The following is a 22,419-nucleotide window of genomic DNA, read 5'->3' on the forward strand; positions in this document are numbered from 1 at the left end:
CAACGATTTTCAGATTAACCTGCTGCAAGTCCTTGAAAAACTTGGCGTCCCGTACGGGATTCGAACCCGTGTTGCCGCCGTGAAAGGGCGATAAGTGGTGGCTAAATAGCTGGTTTTTTCAGATTAACTTGTTGATAACATGGTATTTAATATCACTGATTGTCACTGGATACAACTAGATATCACATCATGGTGGGCCCAAAATGGGCCCAAATAGTTGCCGCCCTTTTGGGGTGCCTAACGACATCTCTGTGAGTTGGTGCTGCTTTATTTGAGCGAGAGAAAGAGGCACCATCTCTTAGGCTCAGGACTCATTTTTTGAGATAGAAGATGAAGCTTGCTGCGATGTGAATTGCAGACATGAATGTATGAGCGCAGCGGTCGTATCTGGTTGCAACACGCCGCCAGTCTTTCAGCTTTGCGAACATGTTTTCGATCAGATGGCGTGTTTTATACAAATGCCAGTTGTAAGGCGGCTTTAATTTTCGGTTCTTTTTCGGGGGAATACAGGCAGTGATATTGCGTTCTGCAAGCGATAACCTGATACGGTTACTGTCATAGCCTCTGTCCCCGATGATTTCTTCTGTTTCGTCGGGGAGATCTGCCAGAAGCACGTCTGCGCCTCTGAAGTCACCGATCTGTCCCGCAGTCAGATGTAAACGGACAGGCCGGCCCTGATCATCGCACACAGCATGAAGTTTTGAGTTCAGACCGCTTTTGTCCGTCCGATATGGCGGGGAAAAGCCCCTTTTCGAGCAGGGATACCGATGTCCGGTGCGCCTTGAGATGTGTTGCCGAGACTGTGTAGAATTTTGTGCGGTGCCATTTTTTCAGGCCATTGGGAAACGATCATCGAACATGATAGCGAGCTGGCATCTGACAGCGTACCATTCGCGCACTGAGGGCTTCCACTCTGCTGAGGTAGCATTGAGCGCCAGGTAAATCAATTTTGCTGCGGCCTCTTCACTGGGGAAATGGCCGCGGGTGCGCACAGCACGACGGATCTTTGAGTTCAGGTCCTTCTCAGCGCTCGTCAGCCCGCCGCGCTGGCCGGCGTCACGTTCGGCCTGCTGGCACCAGGCACGCAGGCTGTCCGGAGAACAACCAAGCTTCGGTGCAATCGCCTTGTAAGCCGCATTGTCGCTGGCATAGTCACCTCGGTGCTCTCGAAAAAGCCGAACTCCGCGTTCTCGAAGTTCAGCAGGATAGGCAGGGGTGAATTTCTGGTTCGTCATAGGGCTCATCCTTTGAGTGTTTTACTCTCCGGTAAACCCGGGGCGGTTCAATTTGCACCTTTGGTTCTTGCTTGCCTTCAGCGTGCGTGAGGCGGCCGACAACGTCGTGGATGCAGGGAACATGTGCCGTTGAACGAACGGCATTTATACAACAGCAGACCATTCAGTGGAGTGGTCTGGTTTGGGCATGATTGCGTTGATTGTGCGGATTATGTTCAAATATAACTCTTACCATTGTATGGAAGTCTCACTTCATGTCCGCATACCCCTATCTGGCCCATTGGAAAGAAGAGATCGAACGGAGTCCGAACGCCATTTATCTGACGATCGCGGATGCTCTGGCACTTTCCATCCGCAAGGGTGAGCTGAGGGAAGGAGACAGGCTGCCTCCACAGCGAACAATCGCAGAGTATCTTGACGCCAATCTGACGACCGTGACCCGGGCGTTTACCGAGGCGCGGCGGCGCGGCCTGATTGATGCGACGGTCGGCCGGGGCACCTTTGTCCGTGTCGGCGCGGGAGAAAGTCACTGGCGTCATACGGGGCCGGCCGTAGTTGACCTGACCATGAACCTGCCGCCCATCCCGCAGGACCCGCCCCTTCAGCGCATTATCCAGAGCGACATTACGACCATCCTCAAGCAGCAGGACCTGAACAGTCTGATGTCCTATCGGGTAACGGGCGGTACACTGGAAGAACGCCAACTTGGCGCGAAATGGATCGCACCCGTCATCGGGCAGCGGCGCACAGATGAAATCCTTGTCTCGCCGGGTGCCCAGAGTGCTCTGGCTGCGATTGTCAGTACCCACACGCAACCGGGTGATGTCATTGTCACCGACCGCATCGCCTATCCGGGCATCCGGACCATTGCCGCGCAGTTCGATCTCATTCTGGTGGGTGTGGACAGCGATATGGAAGGCATGATGCCGGACCAGTTGGATCGGGTCTGCGCCGAACATCATCCCCGGATGCTCTACTGCATCCCGACCATCCACAATCCCACCACGGCCATGATGTCTCTGCAAAGACGCAAGGATATCCTGAAGGTTGCCCAGCGCCATCATCTGCATATTGCTGAGGACGACCCTTACAGTCTTCTCATGGACAATCCGCTGCCTGCGCTGGCGGCCCTTGATCATAGTCGTGTCAGTTACGTGGCGACTCTTGCCAAAACGCTCAGTCCGGGCCTGCGCACGGCGTATGTCGCCCTGCCCAACACGGACATGACCCGACGTGTTACGGCGGCGATCCGGGCGATTGCGCTCACCAATGCCGGTCTGCTCAGCGCGCTGACGGCGCGATGGATGCAGACCGAGCAGGCGCATACGATCCTCCATGCCATCCAAAAAGAACTGCGCCTGCGCCAGTCCATTGCCCGCAAGATTCTCGGAGAGGGGCACTGCATGAATCCTAACGGACCGCATGTCTGGCTGAAACTGCCGGACTGGTGGGGGAGTGCGGATTTCGTGGCCTATGCCCGCAGGCGGGGGCTGGCGCTGGTGCCCAGCACCGTTTTTGCTATCAACGGCGAGCCCCCGCAGCGCGCACGGATCGCCCTGGGCAGTGCACCTGACGCCGCAAGCCTTGAGGAATCCCTGCATGGGGTGCTGTCGGTCCTGCAGCACAAGCGTTCCCCTGGTTTTGCCGATATTGTGTGATCTGACAGCACGATCAGGAATGGTCGGAATCGCCTGATTCCCAGAGGCTGTTCGCGAGCGGCCAAAAAACAAAATCGCTTTCTGTTCACGAATGCGTGAAATAAATATCCTTACAAAACAAAGTGGTATTCAATTTATTCCCAATTGTCCTGCCCGTTAATATTTTTTGTATGGATCTGTCGTGGCTGGAAACAGGCCTGTCATGCGCTTTGCGTCGTTTGTCATGCATAGATCAGACATACAATATTTTGTCTCCCCGTCATCCCGTGCCACGTTCGCTTCGGCACAGCGGTCAGCTTCGGCTTCTCGTCGGAGACCGCAGCACACGGGAGATATACCATGCCGAAAGTCGAACACGCTCCGCATAAAGATGGCGATTGCTTCGTCAACTATGAAAATAAGGTCTTTGAGGACGTTAAAGCCAAACCCGGCGAAAAAGCCCTTATCACCTTCCATACTGTCGCCAATGAAGGATCGGTTGGGTTCGTAAATCTTCTGCAGGCTACACGTCTGATCCGCAAAGGCTTCGAGACGTCGGTGCTGCTGTACGGTCCGGGTGTGACGCTTGGCGTGCAGCGTGGCTTTCCCCGTCTGGGTGACGAGGCCTTTCCGGGGCACATGAACTGCAACAAGCAGATCGCGAAAATCCTTGAAGAAGGCGGAAAGGTTTATGCCTGCCGCTTCGCGCTTCAAGCTCTCTATGGCTACGGCGAGCAGAATCTGATCCCCGGCATTACGCCGATCAATCCGCAGGACGTGCTCGACATCATCCTGTTGGCTCGTCGCGACAACGCTTTCATCCTCAACACCTGGACTCTCTGAAGGCCGAAGGGAGGACCGCCGCCATGTCCCGTATCGTTCGCGCCGCTGCCATCCAGATCAGCCCCGTCCTTGGTGACGATGGTCTGGGGACTGCCCGGAAAGTCTGTCAGGCCATCCGCGATGCCGCCGAAAAAGGCGTGAAGCTGGCGGTCTTTCCTGAAACCTTCGTGCCCTATTATCCCTATTTCTCATTTATCCAGCCTGCTTTCCGCTTCGGCGGAGAGCATCTGGAGCTCTACGAGCGCGCTGTCATTATCCCTGGCCCGGTAACCGACATGGTGGCTGAAGCCGCCCGCGACACCGGCATGGTCGTGGTGCTGGGCGTGAACGAGCGCGCTTTCGGCACGCTCTACAACACGCAGATCATCTTTGATGCGACAGGCGAGATCCTGCTCAAGCGCCGCAAGATCACGCCCACCTACCATGAGCGCATGGTCTGGGGGCAGGGCGATGGTGCCGGGCTGAAAGTTGTTGAGAGTGCTGCTGGGCGCATCGGGGCGCTGGCCTGCTGGGAGCATTACAATCCGCTCGCCCGCTACGCGCTGATGACCCAGCACGAGGAAATCCATTGCGCCCAATTCCCCGGCTCGCTGGTAGGCCAGATCTTCGCCGACCAGATGGAAGTCACCATCCGGCATCATGCGCTGGAATCCGGCTGCTTTGTCGTGAACGCCACAGGCTGGCTCACGGAAAATCAGATCAGGGATATAGCGCGCGATCCCGCGCTGGAAGGACCGCTGCGGGGTGGATGCTTCACGGCCATCGTCTCACCTGAAGGCAAGCTGCTGGGCACGCCGCTGACGGAAGGTGAGGGGATGGTGATTGCCGATCTCGACTTTGCACTGATCACCAAGCGCAAGCGGATGATGGATTCCGTGGGGCATTACGCACGCCCGGAATTGCTCAGCCTACTGCAGGACCGGCGGCCCGCACGCACGGTGCATTATGTTGGTGAGCATGGAGCAACTGGGCCGGTTGCTCCCTCCAATGACGAGGTTGCGTCATGACTATTCCGATACTCGGCACGCTTTCCGGCCGCAAGCTCGTCACTGACCTGCAATCTTTCGGGCTTCAGATCGGTGAGCAGACCGGGGGTATCGCCCGCAAAGGGGGCGCCGGGCCTTCAGATCACAAGACGATCACCATCGCGGGTCAGACCGTCATGGTCCCGGTTTATACATCTGGTGCACGACGGTCTCCGTTTCAGGCCAGTCCGCCTGACCAGAGTGGGACAAGCACGCTGCTGCGTGATGGCCAGACGCTGGGCACAATCCATTTTCCGAGGGCTCCGCGCTTTTATGGCCTGAGCACGGCGGACGGCATTCCTTACTGGAAGATCGCCCTTCTGCATGGCCGTGACACGCTGGCGACCACGGTGCACCAGACCTGCATCCGCTATGCCGACCGGCGCACCTCCTGCCAGTTCTGCGCTATCGGCCAGTCGCTGGAGGCCGACCGCACCATTGCCTACAAGACACCCGCGCAGCTTGCCGAAGTTGCCAAGGCCGCCGTGGAACTCGACGGCGTGCGAGATATGGTGCTGACAACGGGCACGCCCAACGTAATTGATCGGGGTGCTGCGGTGCTGGCGGAGTCGACCCGTGCCATCAGGGAGGCGGTAAATCTGCCACTTCAGGTTCAGTGCGAGCCGCCACGTGATCACGTCTGGTTCCAGCGTTTGCGCGACGCAGGAGCCGACAGCCTGGGCATGCATCTTGAAGCCGCAACACAGGCGGTGCGGGAGAAGATCATGCCTGGCAAGGCCACGGTCAGCGTTGATCGCTATATGGACGCTTTCGCCAGTGCAGTGCCGATCTTCGGGCGTGGACAGGTCAATACCTACATTCTCGCGGGTCTTGGCGACAGTGCTAAAGACATTCTGGCTTTGGCTGAACGCCTGATTGCGATCGGGGTCTATCCCTTCGTAGTGCCGTTCGTGCCCATTTCCGGCACACCGCTGGAAAATCACGCGCCGCCTTCAGCCGAGTTCATGAAATCCGTGTTGGCGCCACTGGGCCGGATGCTGCGCGAGGCAAACATGAAATCCACCGATATCCGGGCCGGGTGTGGCCGGTGTGGTGCTTGTTCCTCGCTCTCGGCATACGAACAATGAGCACGATCCTCGAAGGCATGGAAGACCGGCCGTTTATCCCCACGGAATATGTTGTGCGTCTTGCCCGCACGCCGTGGGAACGCGCCGGTTATCATGCTCTGCGCCGCGAAGTGTTCTGCACCGAACAGCAGGTATTCGCGGACGACGACCGGGATGCAACTGACGCAGTTGCCATTCCCATCATCGCGGCCTGCTGCCTGGCGGGGATGCCGGATCGGGTTGTGGGAGCGGTGCGCATTCATGAAGCTGAACCCGGCATCTGGCGCGGTTCCCGCCTGGCTGTGCATGCTGATCACCGCAAGCTGGGGCGGATCGGAGCGGAACTCATCCGTATGGCAGTCAGCACGGCGCATGAACTTGGGGCCACCCGGTTTCTGGCCCAGGTGCAGGAACAGAATGTGCTGTTTTTCCGCCGCCTGCACTGGAAGAGTCTCGGCGTCATCACGCTGCATGGCCTGCCACATCATGACATGGAGGCCGATCTTTCGCGCTATCCGGCACACGGTCAGGATCAGACTTGGCTGCTACGTCCGCAGCCCCGGATACGGCAGGTGGTGTGATGGCACATCAACTTGCCACACTGCTGCGCACGCTCCGCCATGGTCGCGCCCTTGCGGGCAAACAGGATATTGCTGAAGCTGCAGCGATCCTGAAACCGGCAGATCCTGACGCCATCCGTCTTGGCGATGACTGTGCCGCGCTTCCGGACGGTGACGGCTATCTCCTGCTGGCCAGCGAGGGATTTCAGGACAGCTTTGTCCGCTCAATGCCGTGGTTTGCCGGGTATTGCGGCGTGATGGTCAATGTCAGCGATATCGTGGCCATGGGAGGCCGTCCCGTGGCCGTGGTGGATGCGTTGTGGAGCGATACGTCCGAGGTGGCCGCGTCCATCCTGACGGGCCTGCATGACGGGGCACGCACCTATGGCGTACCTGTTGTCGGCGGCCATATCAACATGCGCAGTACCCACAATTCGCTGTCGGTGGCGATCCTCGGTCGTGCCAGTCACTTGCTGACCAGCTTCGACGCCCGGCCAGGCGAGGTTCTGATCGCCGCCATCGACCTGCGCGGCCGCTGGCATGACCCGCACCCGTTCTGGGACGCCAGTTCCGCGTTGTGCGGCACCGACCATGCGGCACGTCTGCAGGGTGACATGGAACTGCTGCCCGCAATAGCCGAGGATGGGCTGAGCCGTGCTGCCAAGGACATTAGTATGGCCGGATTGTTGGGCACTGCTCTCATGCTGGCCGAATGTTCGGGCGTGGGCATGACGATCACGCTCGATGACATTCCGCGCCCTGATGACGCGCCGATGGAGCGCTGGCTCTCCGCATTCCCGAGCTATGGCTACCTGCTCACGGCGCGCCCCGAAGATGCTGAGGCGATCATGGCCCGATTTCGTGGGCGTGATATTGCAGCCTCTGTCATCGGTCAGTGTGACAGCACGCAGCGGCTTGATGTCACATGGGCGGACGAGAAAGAGACCTTCTGGGATCTCGCCCGGACGCCACTCATGGGATTTGCGCCATGAGTCTGTCCATTGGAATCCTGACCCATTCAACCAATCCGCGCGGCGGTGTGGTGCACGGCATGGCGCTGGCGGAAGCTCTGTGTGACGCGGGCCATGACGCAATGCTGATCGCGCCGGACGTGACAGGAGCCGGTTTCTTCCGTACGCCCCGCTGCGCCACACGCTGCATCCCGGCCGTGTCTGTACCTGATCTGCCAACACTGGTGGAGCGTCGCATTGGCGAGATCAGAGACGCACTGCGCGGGCAGCATTTTGACGTGCTGCATGCGCAGGACCCGATCAGCGCCAATGCGCTGGCCGATCTGGTGGAAGAGGGGCGGATACCGGGCTTTGCCCGCACGGTCCATCATCTGGACCGTTTCTCCCACCCCGGTGTCGCAGCCCGCCAGACACGGGGTCTGACGGCTGCGACGGAACTTTTCACGGTCAGTCAGCTCTGGGAGGACACGTTACGCACCGAGTACGGGCAGCATGCGCCTGTGGTGGGGAATGGTGTCGATCTGACAAGGTTTTTTCCGGAGCCCGGTCTGCGCGATCAGGAACTTCGCGCCCGGTATGGGCTTCCACGGAACGCACGTCTCGTGCTGTCGGTTGGCGGGATCGAGCGTCGCAAAAATACGCTTGTTCTCCTTGAGGCTTTTGAGATGCTGTATCGGGAGCAGTCGGATCTGCATCTTGTGATAGCCGGGGGAGCATCCCTGCTGGACCATTCCGACTATCGCTGTCTCTTCGATGAGCGGGTGCGAGGGAGTGGCCTTGCGGATGCAGTGACCGTCACGGGAGCAGTTGCGGATGAGGATATGCCGGCATTCTACCGGCAGTCTTCGGTCCTGGCCTATCCCTCAAAGACCGAAGGCTTCGGCCTGTGCCCGCTCGAAGCTCTGGCTTGCGGAATTCCCGTGGTGGTGCCGGCCACACCACCTTTCACGGAGCATCTTCATACTCTCGAGGCATTCTGGTGCCAGCCCGAGCGTCCCGAGACACTTGTCTGCGCGTTGCGCGACGCTCTGGGCGTCCGGAGTCCGGCCCGTTTCCAGGTCAGCGGCCCCGCAACGGCCCGCCGTTTCGACTGGCGCCGCGTCGCCAGTCGGCACCTCTCCGCATACCGGCGTCTCGCGGCGCTGCCGCACGTTGGCGTCCCTGCTTCAGGAGTTTTGTAATCATGCCCGAAATGACCTTTCGTGTGCGCTGGCCCGATGGGAAGGAGACCGACTGTTACTCCCCCTCGCTGGTCATAAGGGACCACTTCACGCCCGATCAGGATTATCCGGTCCGGGAGTTTCTTGAAAAGGCGGACACGGCCTTGACGGAAGCCAGTGAGCGGGTTCGTGCGCGCTACGGCTTCCCGTGCAGCCGCGCCCTTGGTCAGCTGCACGCCATTCGACAGGCCGGTAAGCCCTTCCTCAATCGACCCGATGCGCAGGTGCGTATCCTGTCTTTCAGTTATTGAGACGAAAAGAACGACCATGACACAGAACGAAAAAAGCATTCCCGTCATTATCGTGGGTGGCGGACAGGCCGGGCTCTCCATGAGCTGGTATCTTTGCCGCGAGAAGGTGGAGCACATTGTCTTTGAGGCAAAGACGGCCTGCCATTCGTGGGACGATGAACGCTGGGACAATTTTTGCCTGGTCACACCGAACTGGCAGTGCGAACTCCCAGGTCATCCCTACAAAGGGAACGATCCTCACGGATTCATGGTGAAACAGGAAATCATCGAATACGTGAAGGGCTTTGTTAACTCGTTCAACCCACCGCTGCACGAACACACGGCTGTCACCTCCATCACGCGCCATGAAGGCGGCGGGTACCGTGTGGTGGCTGCTGGAGAGACATGGCACGCAAAGCATGTGGTCATTGCATCGGGAGCGTATCAGGACGCGGTTATCCCCGGCTATGCGAGTGCCATCGATCCCACCATCCATCAGGTCCACTCGCAGGATTATCGCAATGCCGCGCAGCTTCCGGACGGCGCGGTTCTGGTCGTGGGCAGCGGTCAGTCCGGTGCGCAGATCGTCGAGGATCTGTTTCTTGAAAAACGCAAGGTTCATCTCTGTGTCGGCTCCGCCCCGCGTGTCTCGCGCTTCTACCGTGGCCGCGATGTCGTGGACTGGCTTGCGGACATGCACTTCTACGATCTTACGGTGGACAATCATCCCTTGCGTGACGGCGCACGCGACAAAACCAATCATTATGTCACCGGCCGAAATGGAGGCCATGATCTTGATCTGCGGCTCTTTGCCAAGGAGGGCGTGGGCCTGCATGGCACGCTGGAGACAATCCGCGATGAAGTGGCGCACTTCGCACCAGATCTTGCGGAAAACCTTGATGATGCTGACAAAACCAATGCCGACATCAAGAAATCCATTGACGCCTACATCGCCCGCGAAGGGATCACGGCCCCAACCGAAGCCCCTTATGCACCTGTGTGGGAGCCTGATGGCAGCAACACCCCGCTGGACCTGAAAGCCGCAGGCATCACCTCGATCGTCTGGTGCATTGGCTTCCGCCCGAACTATCGCTGGATCGACGTTCCGGTCTTCAACGGGGCCAACAAACCGGTCTGGCATCGCGGCGTAACCGACGCGCCAGGATTCTACTTCCTCGGCCTGCCGTGGCTGCACACATGGGGATCGGGACGGTTTTCCGGTGTCTCGCGTGACGCCGCGTGGCTGGCCAGCCAGATCACCGGCAAAGACGTGCCCGTAGCCTGAACGGAGTAAAATACCATGCTTCCATGGACGACATACGAGGCGATGTATGATGCGGCGCTAAATCGGCCAGAGCAGTTCTGGCTGGCTGCGGCACAGCGCGTGACATGGAAGCAGCCGCCAGTGGCCGCATGCAGGACACGGGCGGATGGCTGGCATGACTGGTTTCCTGACGCTACGCTCAACACCTGCCACAATGCCGTGGATCGGCATGTTGAAAATGGTCGCGGCGGGCAGGCAGTATTAATCTGGCATTCCTGCGCCACCAGGGAACGGCAGGTGGTGACTTACCGGGAACTACAGGGCAGGGTGGCCGGTTTTGCTGGCGGCCTACGCTCGCTCGGCGTGGAAAAAGGCGACCGTGTCCTGATCGTTATGCCCACCATGATCGAAACAGCCATCGCAATGCTTGCCTGTGCGCGGATCGGGGCGGTGCATGTGGTGGTTTTTGCCGGTTATGCGGGGCCGGAACTGGCGCGCCGGATTGATGATGTGGCCCCCAAAGTCATCATCACCGCCAGTTGTAGCTTTCAGGGGCAGACGGCAATCCCATCTGCACCTGTCCTGAATGAGGCGTTGGACAAAGCGACGCATAGACCACAGGCCTGCGTGATCGTGCAGCGCAAAGCCTGTCCGGCCTCACTTCTGCCGGTGTGCGATCATGATTTCCACATGCTGGAGCAGTCCGCGCCAGCAGAGCCGGTCATACTGCGCTCCGAAGATCCCCTGTATATTCTTCATACATCCGGAACGACGGGTCATGCGAAAGGCATTGTGCGTGACAATAGCGGTCATGCTGTGGCCCTCGCCTTATCCATGGATTTGATCTACGGCTGCAAACCCGGTGACACCTTCTTTACGACATCAGATCTGGGCTGGGTTGTCGGTCACTCCTACGGCGTCTACGCCCCTCTGATCAGCGGCTGCACCAGCGTAATCGTGGAAGGTGGCGCATCTGCTTCCGCCATTCACACGCTCAGTCATGAGCACGAGGTGAAATGTCTGTTCACGACACCCACCCAGATGCGGTTGATGCGGCAGGAAAGCCGTTATCTGTCAGGGGCGATACTGCCCGCGCTGGAGCGCATATTCGTGGCCGGGGAGTATGCGGACCCAACCTTGCTGGACTGGGCGCGATCCTATTTTCGCAAACCAGTGGTCAATCACTGGTGGCAGACCGAAACCGGGTGGAGCATCACCGCCCATTTCTTCGGCCTGCCCGAGCGTGAGCCGGTCTCGCTCATGAATGATATCGGACGGCCTGCGCCAGGATTCCGTCCGACCATAGTGTCGTCCATGCCGGGTGAACGGTGCGGCGAGATCGTCCTGCCCCTGCCGTTGCCGCCCGGTTGTCTGGCGGGTGTCTGGAGAGACAGAGAAATCCATGTTCCTGCGGCCTATCTTGATGAAACGGGCAGGTATTACCGCACCTTCGATGAAGGCGTAATCGAGGATAATCGCGCGGTGCATATGCTCGGACGGTCCGATGATGTCATCAAGGTCGCAGGCCGGAGGATTTCGGGCGTACAGATCGAAAAGATCATCGCCACCCATCCTGCTGTTCATGCGTGTGCCGTGGTGGCAATGCCCGATGGACTGAGAGGGCAGCGGCCTGTCGCCTACGTAGTGCCTGTATCCGAAACTACCTCTAGCCCTTCTTCTGAAGACATCATCGCACAGGTTCATCAAGTCTTCGGTCGGTGGATCGGACTTCGGGAAGTGCATTTAGTTCGACGTTTGCCGACGACTATATCAGGAAAAATCAGACGGAAACATCTGACAGCACGCAAATCTGATGAGATGGTAACATAATCTCTGATATCTTTTCAAAAGCACTTTTGGGGGTGCAACTCGGGTAAAAGAATTGTCAGAATACCGATTGCGGGCAAGAAGGCACAGATACGGTAGACGTACTCGATGCTGGTATGATCGGCGAGTATTCCCAGCATTGCTGCCCCCAAGCCACCCATACCGAACGATAAACCAAAGAAAATTCCCGATACCATCCCAATACGTCCGGGGAGTAGCTCCTGTGCGTAAACCACGATTGCTGAAAATGCGGACGACAAGATGAGGCCAATAATGATGCTGAGAAGAACCGTCATGTTCAAACCAGCGTAAGGCAGCATGAGCGTAAAAGGTAGCACACCCAGTATCGAACCCCAGATGACACGCCGTCGACCGATACGGTCTCCCACAGGGCCGCCTACGATTGTTCCTGTCGCAGCCGCTGCCAGAAAAATGAAGAGATACGTTTGCGCTAGTGCCACGGTCAGATGGAAATGATGCATGAGATAAAACGTGTAATAGCTTGTGATACTGGAAAGATAGAAATATTTCGAGAAAACGAGAGCGATCAGCACGCAGAGCGCCTGCACGATTTTACGCTTGGGAAGAGGTAAAATATCTGTCTTCTCTGCTGTTTTTCTGGACATTATACGACCGGCGTTCTCACGCCATCGTCCCAGTCCTGACAGAAGCGCCATGCCACCCAATGCCACAAGCGCAAACCACGCCAGGCTCCGTCGCCCATGAGGCATGACGATAAAAGCGGCCAGCAGTGGCCCCGTCGCTGTTCCAAGATTGCCTCCGACCTGGAACAAAGATTGAGCCAGCCCATGCGCGCCGCCAGACGCAAGACGGGCGATACGCGATGATTCCGGATGAAAAATTGAAGAGCCTGTGCCCAGAAGGGCGGCCCCCATCAGGAGAACCGGATAGGTTGATGCGAATGCAAGCGTTAGAAGTCCCAGCAAGGTGAAGCCCATGCCGCAGGGCAGAAACAGAGGATGGGAACGCTTGTCGCTGTAGAGACCAATCAAAGGCTGTAATAATGAGGCCGTGATCTGATAGGCTAAGGTCAAGAGCCCGATCTGTCCAAAACTTAATTGAAAACCACCTTTGAGAAGCGGGTAAATTGCCGGCAACAGGGATTGCATCGTGTCATTGAGGAAATGACAGAAACTGATCGCTCCCAGCACAGTAAAAATAGTGCTGGATGGAGAAGATCGTGTCGTAGAAGCAGTCACCCTATACACCCCATGGAAAAAAGAAGGTCTGTCATATATCTGCGTAGTGCGACGTATTGCCTTGATCTATAGGGCTCGCCACTCACTGCGTATCTGACCAATAGTAGTTTTGTGGCATGGGACGATGACCCGTCCGACGCGGATTGCACTTTCAAAATCCCCCTCATTCCTGTTGAAAACCCGTGAAAATGAAAACCAATCTGGAGCGCATATTCTTGGAGCGAATGAAGGAGAGGAAGGCACGCACGTATTCTGTTGTGATTTTGTCTAAAAATCGCAAGTGTCATCAGGCCGTAGGGACGTAGCCTCAGAAATGCTTTCAGCCTCGTATACGCTCATCAATGATCGCAAGATTCCTCTGGAATGTTTGAACGAGATCAGGTGCGAAGCACGCAATGTCGTCCTGTGTTAGTATGTCATCTTACCGATGTTTCAATGCCGTAAAGCTCGTTTTTCTGAAATCTGATACTCTTCAATGAGTTTATCCAGAAAACCGAAGAGTTTTTGATTCATGTCATCATAGTGATTGGCACGTAAAGCAGCTGGTTGCTGCACGAAACGTCGGTCACGCATGGCTTTTAGTTCGTTTTCAGAGGCTGCAATCAGTAATTCAACGACTTCCGGTGTCAATTCCATATGGCACTGAAAACCATAGACAAGAGAGCTATATTCGACAATCTGCCTTGGGCATCCAGCACTATAGGCAATGACAGTAGCCTCCGGGGTAAGGCCTGGCATGTCATTATGCCAATGTCCAACCTCAAGAGTAGAACCAAATCCAGAAAACTTATGATTAAGACGCCCATTCTCTGTTAAGGTGATCGGAAATTTTCCAATTTCCGGTTCTGGACTGTGGGCGTAATCTGCGCCCAGAGCTTCTCCGATCAGTTGCGATCCGAGGCAAACACCGACGACAGCTTTGCCTGCTGTAATACATTGGCTGATCAGAGTGCGTTCGGCTGCCGCGTCGAAGTGGGAACATTCATCCTGTGTTGTGGCGGGCGACTGGGGTCCGCCCATAACGATGAGCAGATCGATATTATTCGTTGTCTGAGGAAGAGTGTCATGCAGGTAAGAACGGGAATAGGTAACCTGGTAACCATGTTTGTGCGCCCAGGTTTCGAATGCGCCGGGTGCTTCGAAGGATTCATGGATGACAAAGTGTATGTTCATTGATCAGTCCTGTCAGGGGATGCACGCCGGTGCGCGTGATGGTCTGGATCTGGAGGGGGTCATTTCACGCTGCTCTGCTGTGCTAGAAGATGTTTGAGGAGAGGTCTGGCTTCGGAAAACGACGATGCTGCTGCCTGCCATTGTGCAGGCGGATGAGCTGGCGGTGTCTCGATTGACGAGAAACCGCACTGGCGCAGGGCTGCGAGCTGATCTGGCAGGATAGACCCGCTGGCGCGGAGTTCTCCTGAAAAACCGTGTCGGCGAAGCGTGGTGGCCAGTGTGAAACCACGACCATCCCTGAAGCTGGGGAAAGAGATAACAACCATGCCGACATAGGCGAGTATGGGCACGATCTGGTCAAAGGCGGTGTTGCCGTCGACACGTAATCCTATGGGAGCAATTCTGGTCAGTTCTGTCGGAGACATGTCTCGGGCAACCTGAAAAGGAAGCAGAAGATTGTGTCCGGTCGCTGGAGGAATATCAGTGGCCTGCCAGGTTTCACGAACAGGTCGCCCATTCTGGTCAACGAGGGGCATATGCGGCCTCCTTGAAGGGTGTCGTGCCAACCCTCTTCAATGTATCTATGAAGCGTTCATCAGAAACACGGTGCGCCAGATAGGTCTTCACGATGGCATCGACGGCATTGACGATATTTTCGGAAGATACCGCTGGACCGATAATACTTCCGACGGAGGCCTGATCTCCCGCATTGCCCCCCAACGTGATCTGGTAAAATTCCTGCCCAGCTTTGTCCACGCCCTGCAGGCCAATATGTCCCACGTGATGGTGGCCGCAGGCGTTGATGCAGCCCGAGACATTCAGGTCCAGTTGTCCCAGTTCCCGTTCCAAGCCGTTTTCTGCAAAATGACGGGCGATGCGTTGTGCGACCGGAATGGACCGTGATGTCGCCAGGCTGCAATAATCGAGGCCTGGGCAGGAAATGATATCCGTCAGGTAACCGATGTTTCCGGTACCCAATCCCGCTGCTACGAGGTTTTGCCACAGATCGAGCAGATCAATCTGGCGGACATGCGGTAGAACCAGGTTCTGCTGATGGGTCACGCGGATTTCACCGAAGGAATAACGATCGGCAAGATCCGCGACACGCTCCATTTCGTCGCCACTAATATCACCCGGAATGCCGCCGGGAGCCTTGAGGGAGATTACGGCGCTGATGTAGCCTGCTTTCCTGTGTGGATGTGTGTTGGACGCAAGCCAGTTGGAAAAGGCAGGATCGCTGTTCGCCTGACGTTTCAGGTCACCGGAACCATCCATAAGTGTTTCAAACGGGGGTTCAGTGAAACGGGCCTGTAAAGCAGTGATGATCTCAGGACCGAGCACGTTATAATCGGTCGGCATTCCGGCCAGTTCGTGCTCGATCATCTGGACAAAATTCTCAGGTTTCATGTCCTTGATCAGAATTTTGATCCGGGCTTTATACATATTGTCCCTGCGACCCAGTGCATTATAGGTGCGCAGGACGGCTTCGACGTAGCGGAGCAGATCCCGTACCGGCAGCCAGTCCCGTAATTTGACGCCGATAGCGGGTGTCCGGCCTAGCCCACCTCCCGCATAGAGAGAAAATCCAGCTTCTCCATCGGCGTTCCGGAGCGCTTGAATACCAATATCATGGAAACGGATCGCGGCCCGATCAATGGGTCCCCCGGTAATGGCGATTTTGAACTTGCGTGGCAGATAGGTGAACTCAGGATGATCCGTTGACCATTGCCGTAATATTTCCGCATAGAGTCGCGGATCCACGACTTCTTCCGCCGCTGCGCCCGCAAAATGATCGGCTGTAACATTGCGCACGCAATTGCCACTGGTCTGGATGGAATGCATGTCGGCCTTCGCCAGAACATCAAGAATATCGGGCGTATCTTCCAGACGGATCCAGTTGAACTGCATATTCTGTCGGGTCGTGAAATGCCCGTAGCCTCGATCGAAATGACGGGCAATATAGGCAAGCTGTCGGAGTTGTCCGGAACTCAACACTCCATAAGGCAATGCTATGCGCAGCATATAGCCGTGTAGCTGAAGATAGACGCCATTCATCAGCCGGAGTGGCTTGAATTCATCCTCACTCAATGCGCCGCCCAAGCGACGTTCGACCTGTTCGCGGAAGACAGCCACGCGCACGCGCAGATGATCACGATCATAATCATCGTAGCGGTAAATTCCCGCAAAATCCGGCTGGTGACCCGATACAGGCGGAGAGGGGAGAGGGACGGGCCTGGGCATGTGTTGACTCTGCGTGCCCAGATCATCCCGAACACTGGGACCAAAGGCCCGGATCTGTTCACGATAGGTGAGGGGAGCGGGTGCCGCGTGCACATCTATGACCTCACGCGCCGCCTGGGCGTCTTCCGCGGTCTGCAACGCTGCAGGAAATGCCTCACTCTCAAAACAGCCAGCGGCTTCGAACTGCTCCGACCATGTCAGTTGGGTCGTCAACCAGACAACGGTTCCGTCGTTCAGTCGGCTAGCCGTCACATAGTGTCCTGTCATCCTGCTGCCTTTCGCCCGGCCATGCTCCCATTATCCAATCAGAGGTCGCGCGGTTTTTTTTGGACAAGCTTTCAAAGCAATGAGAAGTCTTGCAGCTTCCCTGAGGAGAGGATTATAGCCTAAGAGTGGCCCGCTATAGAGGGCCGGTTTTGGAAAGTAAGGTAGGCCGGTTTGTCTGCACGGCATGAATTCACCATTGAGCTGATTGGCGATCCGACGAGAGCCGTCTATCTCGACCTGGCCGAGTCCATTATTCGGGAAATCGAGCGAGGGCGGCTGAAGCCCGGACAGATCCTTCCTGGAACTCGCGCATTGTCGCGAACTCTGGGGGTGCATCGTAACACCGTTGATGCGGCCTATCATGAACTGACGATGCAGGGATGGCTCATTGCCCGTTCGTCACAGGGAACATTTGTCGCGGACGACCTCCCTGTTGCAGACGCGATCCCCGCTCAAAAACAGACCCCTGTGAAGAAGAACATTCCATCGAGGACTATGAAGACGCAGGTTTTGCGGGTCTCGGATGGTACGCCAGATCCCAGGATTATGCCGCGAAACGAGTTGGCACGGGCGTTTCGAAGCGTTCTGACATCCTCTCTTTTCCTCTCTTCTGATGATTACGCGGATCCGCGTGGTTCGAGCGAGTTGAGAGCGGCTCTGGCGAACGAATTTCTTAATGCACGCGGACTTTCAGTCTCAGCCGATGATCTTTTGATCACGCATGGCAGTCAGATGGCGCTTTTCCTTGCGGCATCCGTGGTGCTACGGACCGGAGATAGCATCGCAGTTGAAAATCCGGGCTATCCTTTTGCGTGGGCTTGTTTCAGGGCGGCTGGCGCCCGTACGGTAGGCATACCCGTTGATGAAGATGGCATTGACGTCGACTATCTGGAGCGTCTGATAAAACGTGACGGAAGTATCAAAGCCGTCTATGTGACGCCACATCATCAATATCCCACCACCGTAACACTAGGGGCGGGAAGACGCCTGAAATTGCTGGAAATCGCTCGGCGGCATGATCTGGTTATCATCGAGGATGACTACGATCATGAATACCGTTTTGACAGCCATCCCGTGCTACCTCTTGCCGCACGTGCTAGACCCGACCAACGCCTGATTCACATCGGTTCTCTCTCCAAGCTGACTGCGCCAGCCTTGCGGCTCGGTTATGTGATCGCTGCGCCGGACATTCTGAATCGTATGGTCCATTTGCGTGAAATTGTTGACCGCCAGGGAGATGTGCCTCTGGAACAGGCTCTGGCTCATATGATTACAAGTGGACTACTGGCGCGGCACGCGCGAAAAGCCCGTCGGATCTATGCCACGCGCCGTGATTTTTTTATCGACGAAGTTCGGAAATATTTTGGAAATTTAATAGAGTTTACGGTTCCTGCTGGTGGCTTGGCCGTTTGGCTCCGTGTCGATAACCGCATTGATGTGCGGGTATGGGCGAAAGCTGCTGAAGGCGAAGGCTTGCGTATCGCAAGTGGAGAGCGTTTCTCTCTCGACGGTAAACTTGAGCTTAACTGTTTGCGTTTTGGTTATGCTCATCTGAACGAAGATGAAATCCACAAGACTCTCACGATATTGCGCTCTTCTCTTTCCTCCTCCGATTGTGCGGAGCTGCAGATAACCTGAAGAGTTTCATCAGCCCGTTGAGTTGATCGTCGGGCAGACAACCGACGATCAACATCAGGAAAGGAAGTCTTTGATGATACGCCCACCATTTCCACCATTTGACGATAATACTGCTGCGTTGAAGGCAAGGCTGGCAGAAGATGCCTGGAACAGCCAAGATATTGCTAAAGTTGCGAAGGCTTACACTGCGGATAGTTTTTGGCGCAACAGGGCTGAATTTATTCACGGTCATGATGAGATTGTCGCTTTTCTAAAGCGGAAATGGACTGTCGAGCTTGATTATCGTTTGATCAAGGAAGTCTGGGCATTTCGAGACAATCGGATTGCCGTACGTTTTGTATATGAATGGCATAATACTGAGGGTAACTGGTTCAGGTCACATGGGAATGAAAATTGGGAGTTTGATGAAGCAGGCCTGATGCGCTCACGCTTCGCTTCCATAAACGATGAGGTAATCAGATCGGAAGAACGCCTTTTCCATTGGGAGGGTAACCGGCGGCCTGATGATCATCCAGGCCTCTCGGCACTGGGACTTTGACAGGTGTCCCGTATGATGCCGAGCCCTTCTTACTTAAATCGAGACGGCGACGTGTTGAAAACCGGCCTAGATAGTTTTTCAAAACCGGAGCTTTAAAGTCGCCAGTTTCTGTGTTGCTTTCTTTAGAGAATTTTCTATTGGAAGCCATGCAATCATGAACTTTACTGGCGTCAGCGCATTCCCGATAACGCCCATGAACGAAAAAGGTGTCGATCAGACGGGGTTTGAGCGCTTAATTACTCGTCTGGTTGATGCGGGCGTAGATTCGATTGGAGTGCAAGGCTCCACCGGCAACTATCCATATCTTACACGTGACGAGCGGGTCCGGTTTGCGCGTGTCGCGGTGGATGCCGCCCAAGGTACGCCTGTCGTTGCCAGTATTGGCGCATTCCGGACACGCGATGTGCTCTCGCTGAGCGACGGATTGCAGAATGCTGGGGTCAGTGCCCTGTTGCTGCCGGTTGTTGCTTACCACGGTCTCAGAGAGGAAGAAGTTTTTACGCTTTACAAAACTGTCAGTGAAAACGTCTCTGTTCCGGTCATTCTCTATGATTCCCCTGGTATCAGCCGGTTTGAATTTTCTGATGATTTGTATGCACGTATTTGCGTTTTGCCTCGTATCGGCTCTGTGAAAATTCCTAGTGGATGGCCAACTCGTCAGAAGGCTCAGGAGCGCCTTCAGCGGCTGATCAAGGTTCTTCCGGCTACGACGGTCGTAGGTGTGAGCGGTGATGAGACGGCTGCGGCTGCACTCCGGGCGGGTGCAAAAATCTGGTATTCTGAATGGGGTGGAATTTTTCCGCGTAAAGCGAAGGAACTGGCAGAGGCGGCTCTGACAGGGGACGATCAGAAAGTGGCCGTAGTCTCGCAAAAATTCGAGCCATTTTGGGAGATGTCTCGCAAATATGGCGGTAGTCTACGCCCGATATGTGCGGTGGCTTTCGAGCTTGGACTAACCGACAGGCACAATCTGCCGCTGCCTATGCTCGAGATCAGCGATCTTGATCGTGGCATTCTTGAAAAAGCCATTTCTGTGCATGGAATGGACTGATCCCTCAATGAACGGTCCCGTGGTTGGGTATGAGACAGACATATCACAGGCGTAAGACCGTTCACTTTGCCGCTAAGACTGGCAGCTTTCGCTTCTGATAGCAAGCGAAGTTCATCTCATCAAATGAATACTGCGAGACATAATATGGAAGAATTGAATTTACGGGAGAAGTCTTACTTTGATGATCGTGCTACCAAAGAAATGGCTGTTCATCTGAAGCCTGGTCAGAAAACCCCGAAAGAAATACTTTCTTATGCCTGTAGAATTCTTGCCATGACAGGGCAGGAGGCCGGTCTGGCTGGGCAGATCAGCATGCGCTCTGATCGTCCGGGTGCGTATTGGACTCTTCGGTTTGGCCTGGGGTTTGACGAAGCAACTCCCGACGATTTTATTGAGGTGGATCGAGATCTCCATACGCTGACAGGCGAGGGGATGGCCAACCCTGCAACCCGTTTCCATCTGTGGGTTTATGATGCTCGCCCTGACGTTATGTCATTGATTCATACGCATGCACCATGGGTGTCTGCACTGGCGGCGGCACGACAGCCTCTCGTCGTTGCACAGATGGATATGACGCCTCTGTATGACGATTGCGCGTTCCTGGGAGAATGGCCTGGCGTCCCTATTGCTGATCAGGAAGGCGTTATTATTTCAAGAGCGCTTGGGAACAAGAAGTCAATTATTCTTGCACATCATGGATTTCTGACAGCAGGACGGTCGGTGCAGGAAGCAACCTATCTTGCTGTGTATCTTGAGCGCGCAGCCAGAATGCAAATTCGGGCACAGGTTTTTGGACCAGTGACGCCCGTGGACGATAAACTGGCCCGCGAAGCGCATGATTATCTTCTGAAGACCTCAATCGTTAATGCAACCTTTGACTACTGGTCGAGGCAAGTTGACAGGTGTTCCCAGTTTTCCGCGTGAGTTTACAATTATTCTGTCAATAAACAGACGCGATTGTTTGTAAAATTCCCCGTTGTTAAAAAATACTGATTTATTTGAATGTAAATGTTTTAACGCGGGGAAGAGGACATGTTTTCTGTAGTTGTTAAATGAAAAAGGATTAAATAAATGGGTATGTTCTTTTGTGTTGCTTTGTTGGGTCTTGGTACCGTCTCTTTTGGCTATGCGGGGGAGTATTTTCTGTTCCGATTGTCATAATGGTCGTATATAGTTTGATTAGGGCTAATCGACATTCATGCGATCCAGATCATGGCTGCTGCAAGATAGATGAAGCCTGTAAAATGGATGGTTCTGCGATCGTAGCGCGTTGCGAAACGACGAAAATGTTTGAGGCGATTGAAGCATCGCTCGATATGGTTTCGGTCTTTGTAAAGAGCCTGGTCGAGCTAAGGAATGGAATAGAGAAGTTCTGCTTTGGTAGTGAACTCTCCTATTTCTGCGATGATTCTCACAATCCGCTGCTCAATCTCTCTGATCTGGCAGGTAGAGTCCATCAGACCAGTCTCGGGTCGCATCACTGCGGACAATGGTTTGCGTAGGGGTGTCCGCGTGCTCGACCACCAGTCTTCAATTATTGATCGGACGTTGCTAAGGTTGAAGTAAGGAAGTCGGATTGGCTCTTTTTTAAGAGCCTGATCCAAAAGTTTTTGAACAATACCAGCATGTTGTGATTCATCCGTCTTTGCAAAGGGATGGAGTGATTGGTGGCATAGACTGGTATTGCCCGACACGAACATAGCCGGGAGGGATTGCGATATCCACCGGATATGAGGGATGCCGGGTGGGCTTTGATTATGCCGTTCGTGCCCCCCGGCGAAACGGGGCGGACGGCCTCGCACGGCGGATATACGCAGGTTGTAAACGCGATACTCTATGTCGCCTCGGGTGGGTGTGCGTGGCGTCTGCTGCCGAAATGCTTTCCACCGTTCCTGACCGTCAGGCGCTACTTTTACGCATGGCCTGATGCCGGACTGTTCGAAGCGATGAACACGGTACTGGTCATGAACCTTCGGGAGATCGAAGGGCATGAGGCCTCCCCGAGCACGGGCGTGATTGATAGCCAGTCGGTGAAAACCACGGAAAGCGGGGGAATTTCCGGTTATGACGCTGGAAAGAAGGTCAAAGGTCGCAAGCGCCATATTCTGACGGATACCTGAGGCTTCCTGATCTTCCTCCTTCTTCATGCCGCTGACATTCAGGATCGTGACGGGGCTGTCGATGTCCTGGCGGCAATACGCAAACATTTTCCATGGCTTCGCCACGTCTTCGCCGATGGCGGCTATGCCGGTAATAAACTGAGATCCGTGCTCGCCAGCATGGGAAAATGGACGGTCGAAATCATCAGGCGATCAGACACAACCAAGGGCTTTGAAATCCTGCCTCGCCGCTGGGTGGTCGAACGAACATTCGCCTGGCTCGGTCGCTGCAGGCGGCTCGCCAAAGACTGGG

At 55.6% G+C, this 22,419-nt stretch carries 21 protein-coding genes and 1 pseudogene; 16 read left to right on the plus strand and 6 right to left on the minus strand.

Annotation, left to right across the window (positions count from 1 at the left end; all coding sequences use genetic code 11):
* Positions 1-311: 311 nt before the first annotated feature.
* Both FKW31_RS13475 and FKW31_RS16465 read right to left on the minus strand, forming a co-directional pair.
* Complete coding sequence (locus FKW31_RS13475) at positions 312-689, minus strand: IS5 family transposase (protein WP_164076298.1); 378 nt, start codon at positions 687-689, stop codon at positions 312-314.
* A 141-nt stretch (positions 690-830) separates the two neighbouring features.
* A complete protein-coding gene (locus FKW31_RS16465) occupies positions 831-1,235 on the minus strand; it encodes a transposase (protein WP_238332851.1) in 405 nt (134 codons plus the stop codon).
* A 254-nt stretch (positions 1,236-1,489) separates the two neighbouring features.
* Between FKW31_RS16465 and FKW31_RS13485 the strand changes: the two genes are divergently transcribed.
* The 10 genes from FKW31_RS13485 to FKW31_RS13530 all read left to right on the plus strand — a co-directional run bounded on the left by FKW31_RS13485 (position 1,490) and on the right by FKW31_RS13530 (position 11,882).
* On the plus strand, positions 1,490-2,893 hold the full coding sequence (locus tag FKW31_RS13485) for a PLP-dependent aminotransferase family protein (protein ID WP_089179630.1): 1,404 nt from the start codon (positions 1,490-1,492) through the stop codon (positions 2,891-2,893).
* Between the two features lie 339 nt (positions 2,894-3,232).
* Positions 3,233-3,715, plus strand: coding sequence for an MSMEG_0572/Sll0783 family nitrogen starvation response protein (locus tag FKW31_RS13490; protein ID WP_086613587.1), 483 nt, complete (start codon positions 3,233-3,235; stop codon positions 3,713-3,715).
* A gap of 23 nt (positions 3,716-3,738) precedes the next feature.
* Positions 3,739-4,722 (plus strand): Nit6803 family nitrilase, encoded by a 984-nt coding sequence (locus FKW31_RS13495; RefSeq protein WP_150178793.1) that lies wholly within the window; start codon positions 3,739-3,741, stop codon positions 4,720-4,722.
* Positions 4,719-5,828, plus strand: coding sequence for an MSMEG_0568 family radical SAM protein (locus FKW31_RS13500; protein ID WP_089179628.1), 1,110 nt, complete (start codon positions 4,719-4,721; stop codon positions 5,826-5,828). Before FKW31_RS13495 ends, FKW31_RS13500 begins: the two co-directional genes overlap by 4 nt.
* Positions 5,825-6,388, plus strand: a complete 564-nt coding sequence (locus tag FKW31_RS13505) for an MSMEG_0567/Sll0786 family nitrogen starvation N-acetyltransferase (RefSeq protein WP_089179627.1) — start codon at positions 5,825-5,827, stop codon at positions 6,386-6,388. The genes FKW31_RS13500 and FKW31_RS13505 overlap by 4 nt, the downstream gene beginning before the upstream one ends.
* Positions 6,385-7,359 (plus strand): sll0787 family AIR synthase-like protein, encoded by a 975-nt coding sequence (locus tag FKW31_RS13510; RefSeq protein ID WP_193562083.1) that lies wholly within the window; start codon positions 6,385-6,387, stop codon positions 7,357-7,359. The genes FKW31_RS13505 and FKW31_RS13510 overlap by 4 nt, the downstream gene beginning before the upstream one ends.
* Positions 7,356-8,519, plus strand: coding sequence for an MSMEG_0565 family glycosyltransferase (locus FKW31_RS13515; RefSeq protein ID WP_150178795.1), 1,164 nt, complete (start codon positions 7,356-7,358; stop codon positions 8,517-8,519). Before FKW31_RS13510 ends, FKW31_RS13515 begins: the two co-directional genes overlap by 4 nt.
* 2 nt (positions 8,520-8,521) lie before the next feature.
* Positions 8,522-8,809 carry an MSMEG_0570 family nitrogen starvation response protein gene (locus FKW31_RS13520; RefSeq protein WP_150178796.1) on the plus strand — a complete coding sequence of 96 codons (288 nt, stop codon included), beginning with the start codon at positions 8,522-8,524 and terminating at the stop codon, positions 8,807-8,809.
* 16 nt (positions 8,810-8,825) lie between these two features.
* Entirely contained in the window at positions 8,826-10,073 is a 1,248-nt protein-coding gene (locus FKW31_RS13525) for an MSMEG_0569 family flavin-dependent oxidoreductase (RefSeq protein ID WP_150178797.1), read from the plus strand.
* Between the two features lie 15 nt (positions 10,074-10,088).
* Positions 10,089-11,882, plus strand: a complete 1,794-nt coding sequence (locus FKW31_RS13530; RefSeq protein ID WP_150178798.1) for an AMP-binding protein — start codon at positions 10,089-10,091, stop codon at positions 11,880-11,882.
* A 14-nt stretch (positions 11,883-11,896) separates the two neighbouring features.
* Here FKW31_RS13530 and FKW31_RS13535 read toward each other — a convergent pair whose 3' ends face one another.
* From FKW31_RS13535 to FKW31_RS13550, 4 genes are all read right to left on the minus strand, one after another.
* Positions 11,897-13,099, minus strand: a complete 1,203-nt coding sequence (locus FKW31_RS13535; RefSeq protein WP_238332852.1) for an MFS transporter — start codon at positions 13,097-13,099, stop codon at positions 11,897-11,899.
* Positions 13,100-13,531: 432 nt separating this feature from the next.
* Positions 13,532-14,272, minus strand: a complete 741-nt coding sequence (locus FKW31_RS13540; protein WP_150178799.1) for a type 1 glutamine amidotransferase — start codon at positions 14,270-14,272, stop codon at positions 13,532-13,534.
* 59 nt (positions 14,273-14,331) lie between these two features.
* Positions 14,332-14,808: a DUF934 domain-containing protein gene (locus FKW31_RS13545; protein ID WP_150178800.1), complete on the minus strand. Its 477-nt coding sequence runs from the start codon at positions 14,806-14,808 to the stop codon at positions 14,332-14,334.
* Positions 14,795-16,780: a DUF2849 domain-containing protein gene (locus FKW31_RS13550; protein ID WP_150178801.1), complete on the minus strand. Its 1,986-nt coding sequence runs from the start codon at positions 16,778-16,780 to the stop codon at positions 14,795-14,797. Before FKW31_RS13550 ends, FKW31_RS13545 begins: the two co-directional genes overlap by 14 nt.
* 171 nt (positions 16,781-16,951) lie before the next feature.
* On the opposite strand from FKW31_RS13550, the gene FKW31_RS13555 reads away from it, so the two are divergent.
* The 6 genes and pseudogenes from FKW31_RS13555 to FKW31_RS13580 all read left to right on the plus strand — a co-directional run.
* Positions 16,952-18,418, plus strand: a complete 1,467-nt coding sequence (locus FKW31_RS13555; RefSeq protein ID WP_150178802.1) for a PLP-dependent aminotransferase family protein — start codon at positions 16,952-16,954, stop codon at positions 18,416-18,418.
* A 73-nt stretch (positions 18,419-18,491) separates the two neighbouring features.
* Complete coding sequence (locus FKW31_RS13560; protein ID WP_150178803.1) at positions 18,492-18,956, plus strand: nuclear transport factor 2 family protein; 465 nt, start codon at positions 18,492-18,494, stop codon at positions 18,954-18,956.
* 154 nt (positions 18,957-19,110) lie between these two features.
* On the plus strand, positions 19,111-20,007 hold the full coding sequence (locus tag FKW31_RS13565; protein ID WP_150178804.1) for a dihydrodipicolinate synthase family protein: 897 nt from the start codon (positions 19,111-19,113) through the stop codon (positions 20,005-20,007).
* Positions 20,008-20,151: 144 nt separating this feature from the next.
* Complete coding sequence (locus FKW31_RS13570; protein ID WP_089179615.1) at positions 20,152-20,931, plus strand: aldolase; 780 nt, start codon at positions 20,152-20,154, stop codon at positions 20,929-20,931.
* A 320-nt stretch (positions 20,932-21,251) separates the two neighbouring features.
* Positions 21,252-21,509 (plus strand): hypothetical protein, encoded by a 258-nt coding sequence (locus FKW31_RS16735; protein ID WP_408736356.1) that lies wholly within the window; start codon positions 21,252-21,254, stop codon positions 21,507-21,509.
* Between the two features lie 228 nt (positions 21,510-21,737).
* A pseudogene (locus FKW31_RS13580) lies at positions 21,738-22,419 on the plus strand (IS5 family transposase); the annotation flags it as partial.

Origin of the sequence: Acetobacter sp. DmW_136, from assembly GCF_008690365.1 — a bacterium.
Taxonomy (GTDB): domain Bacteria; phylum Pseudomonadota; class Alphaproteobacteria; order Acetobacterales; family Acetobacteraceae; genus Acetobacter; species Acetobacter oryzifermentans.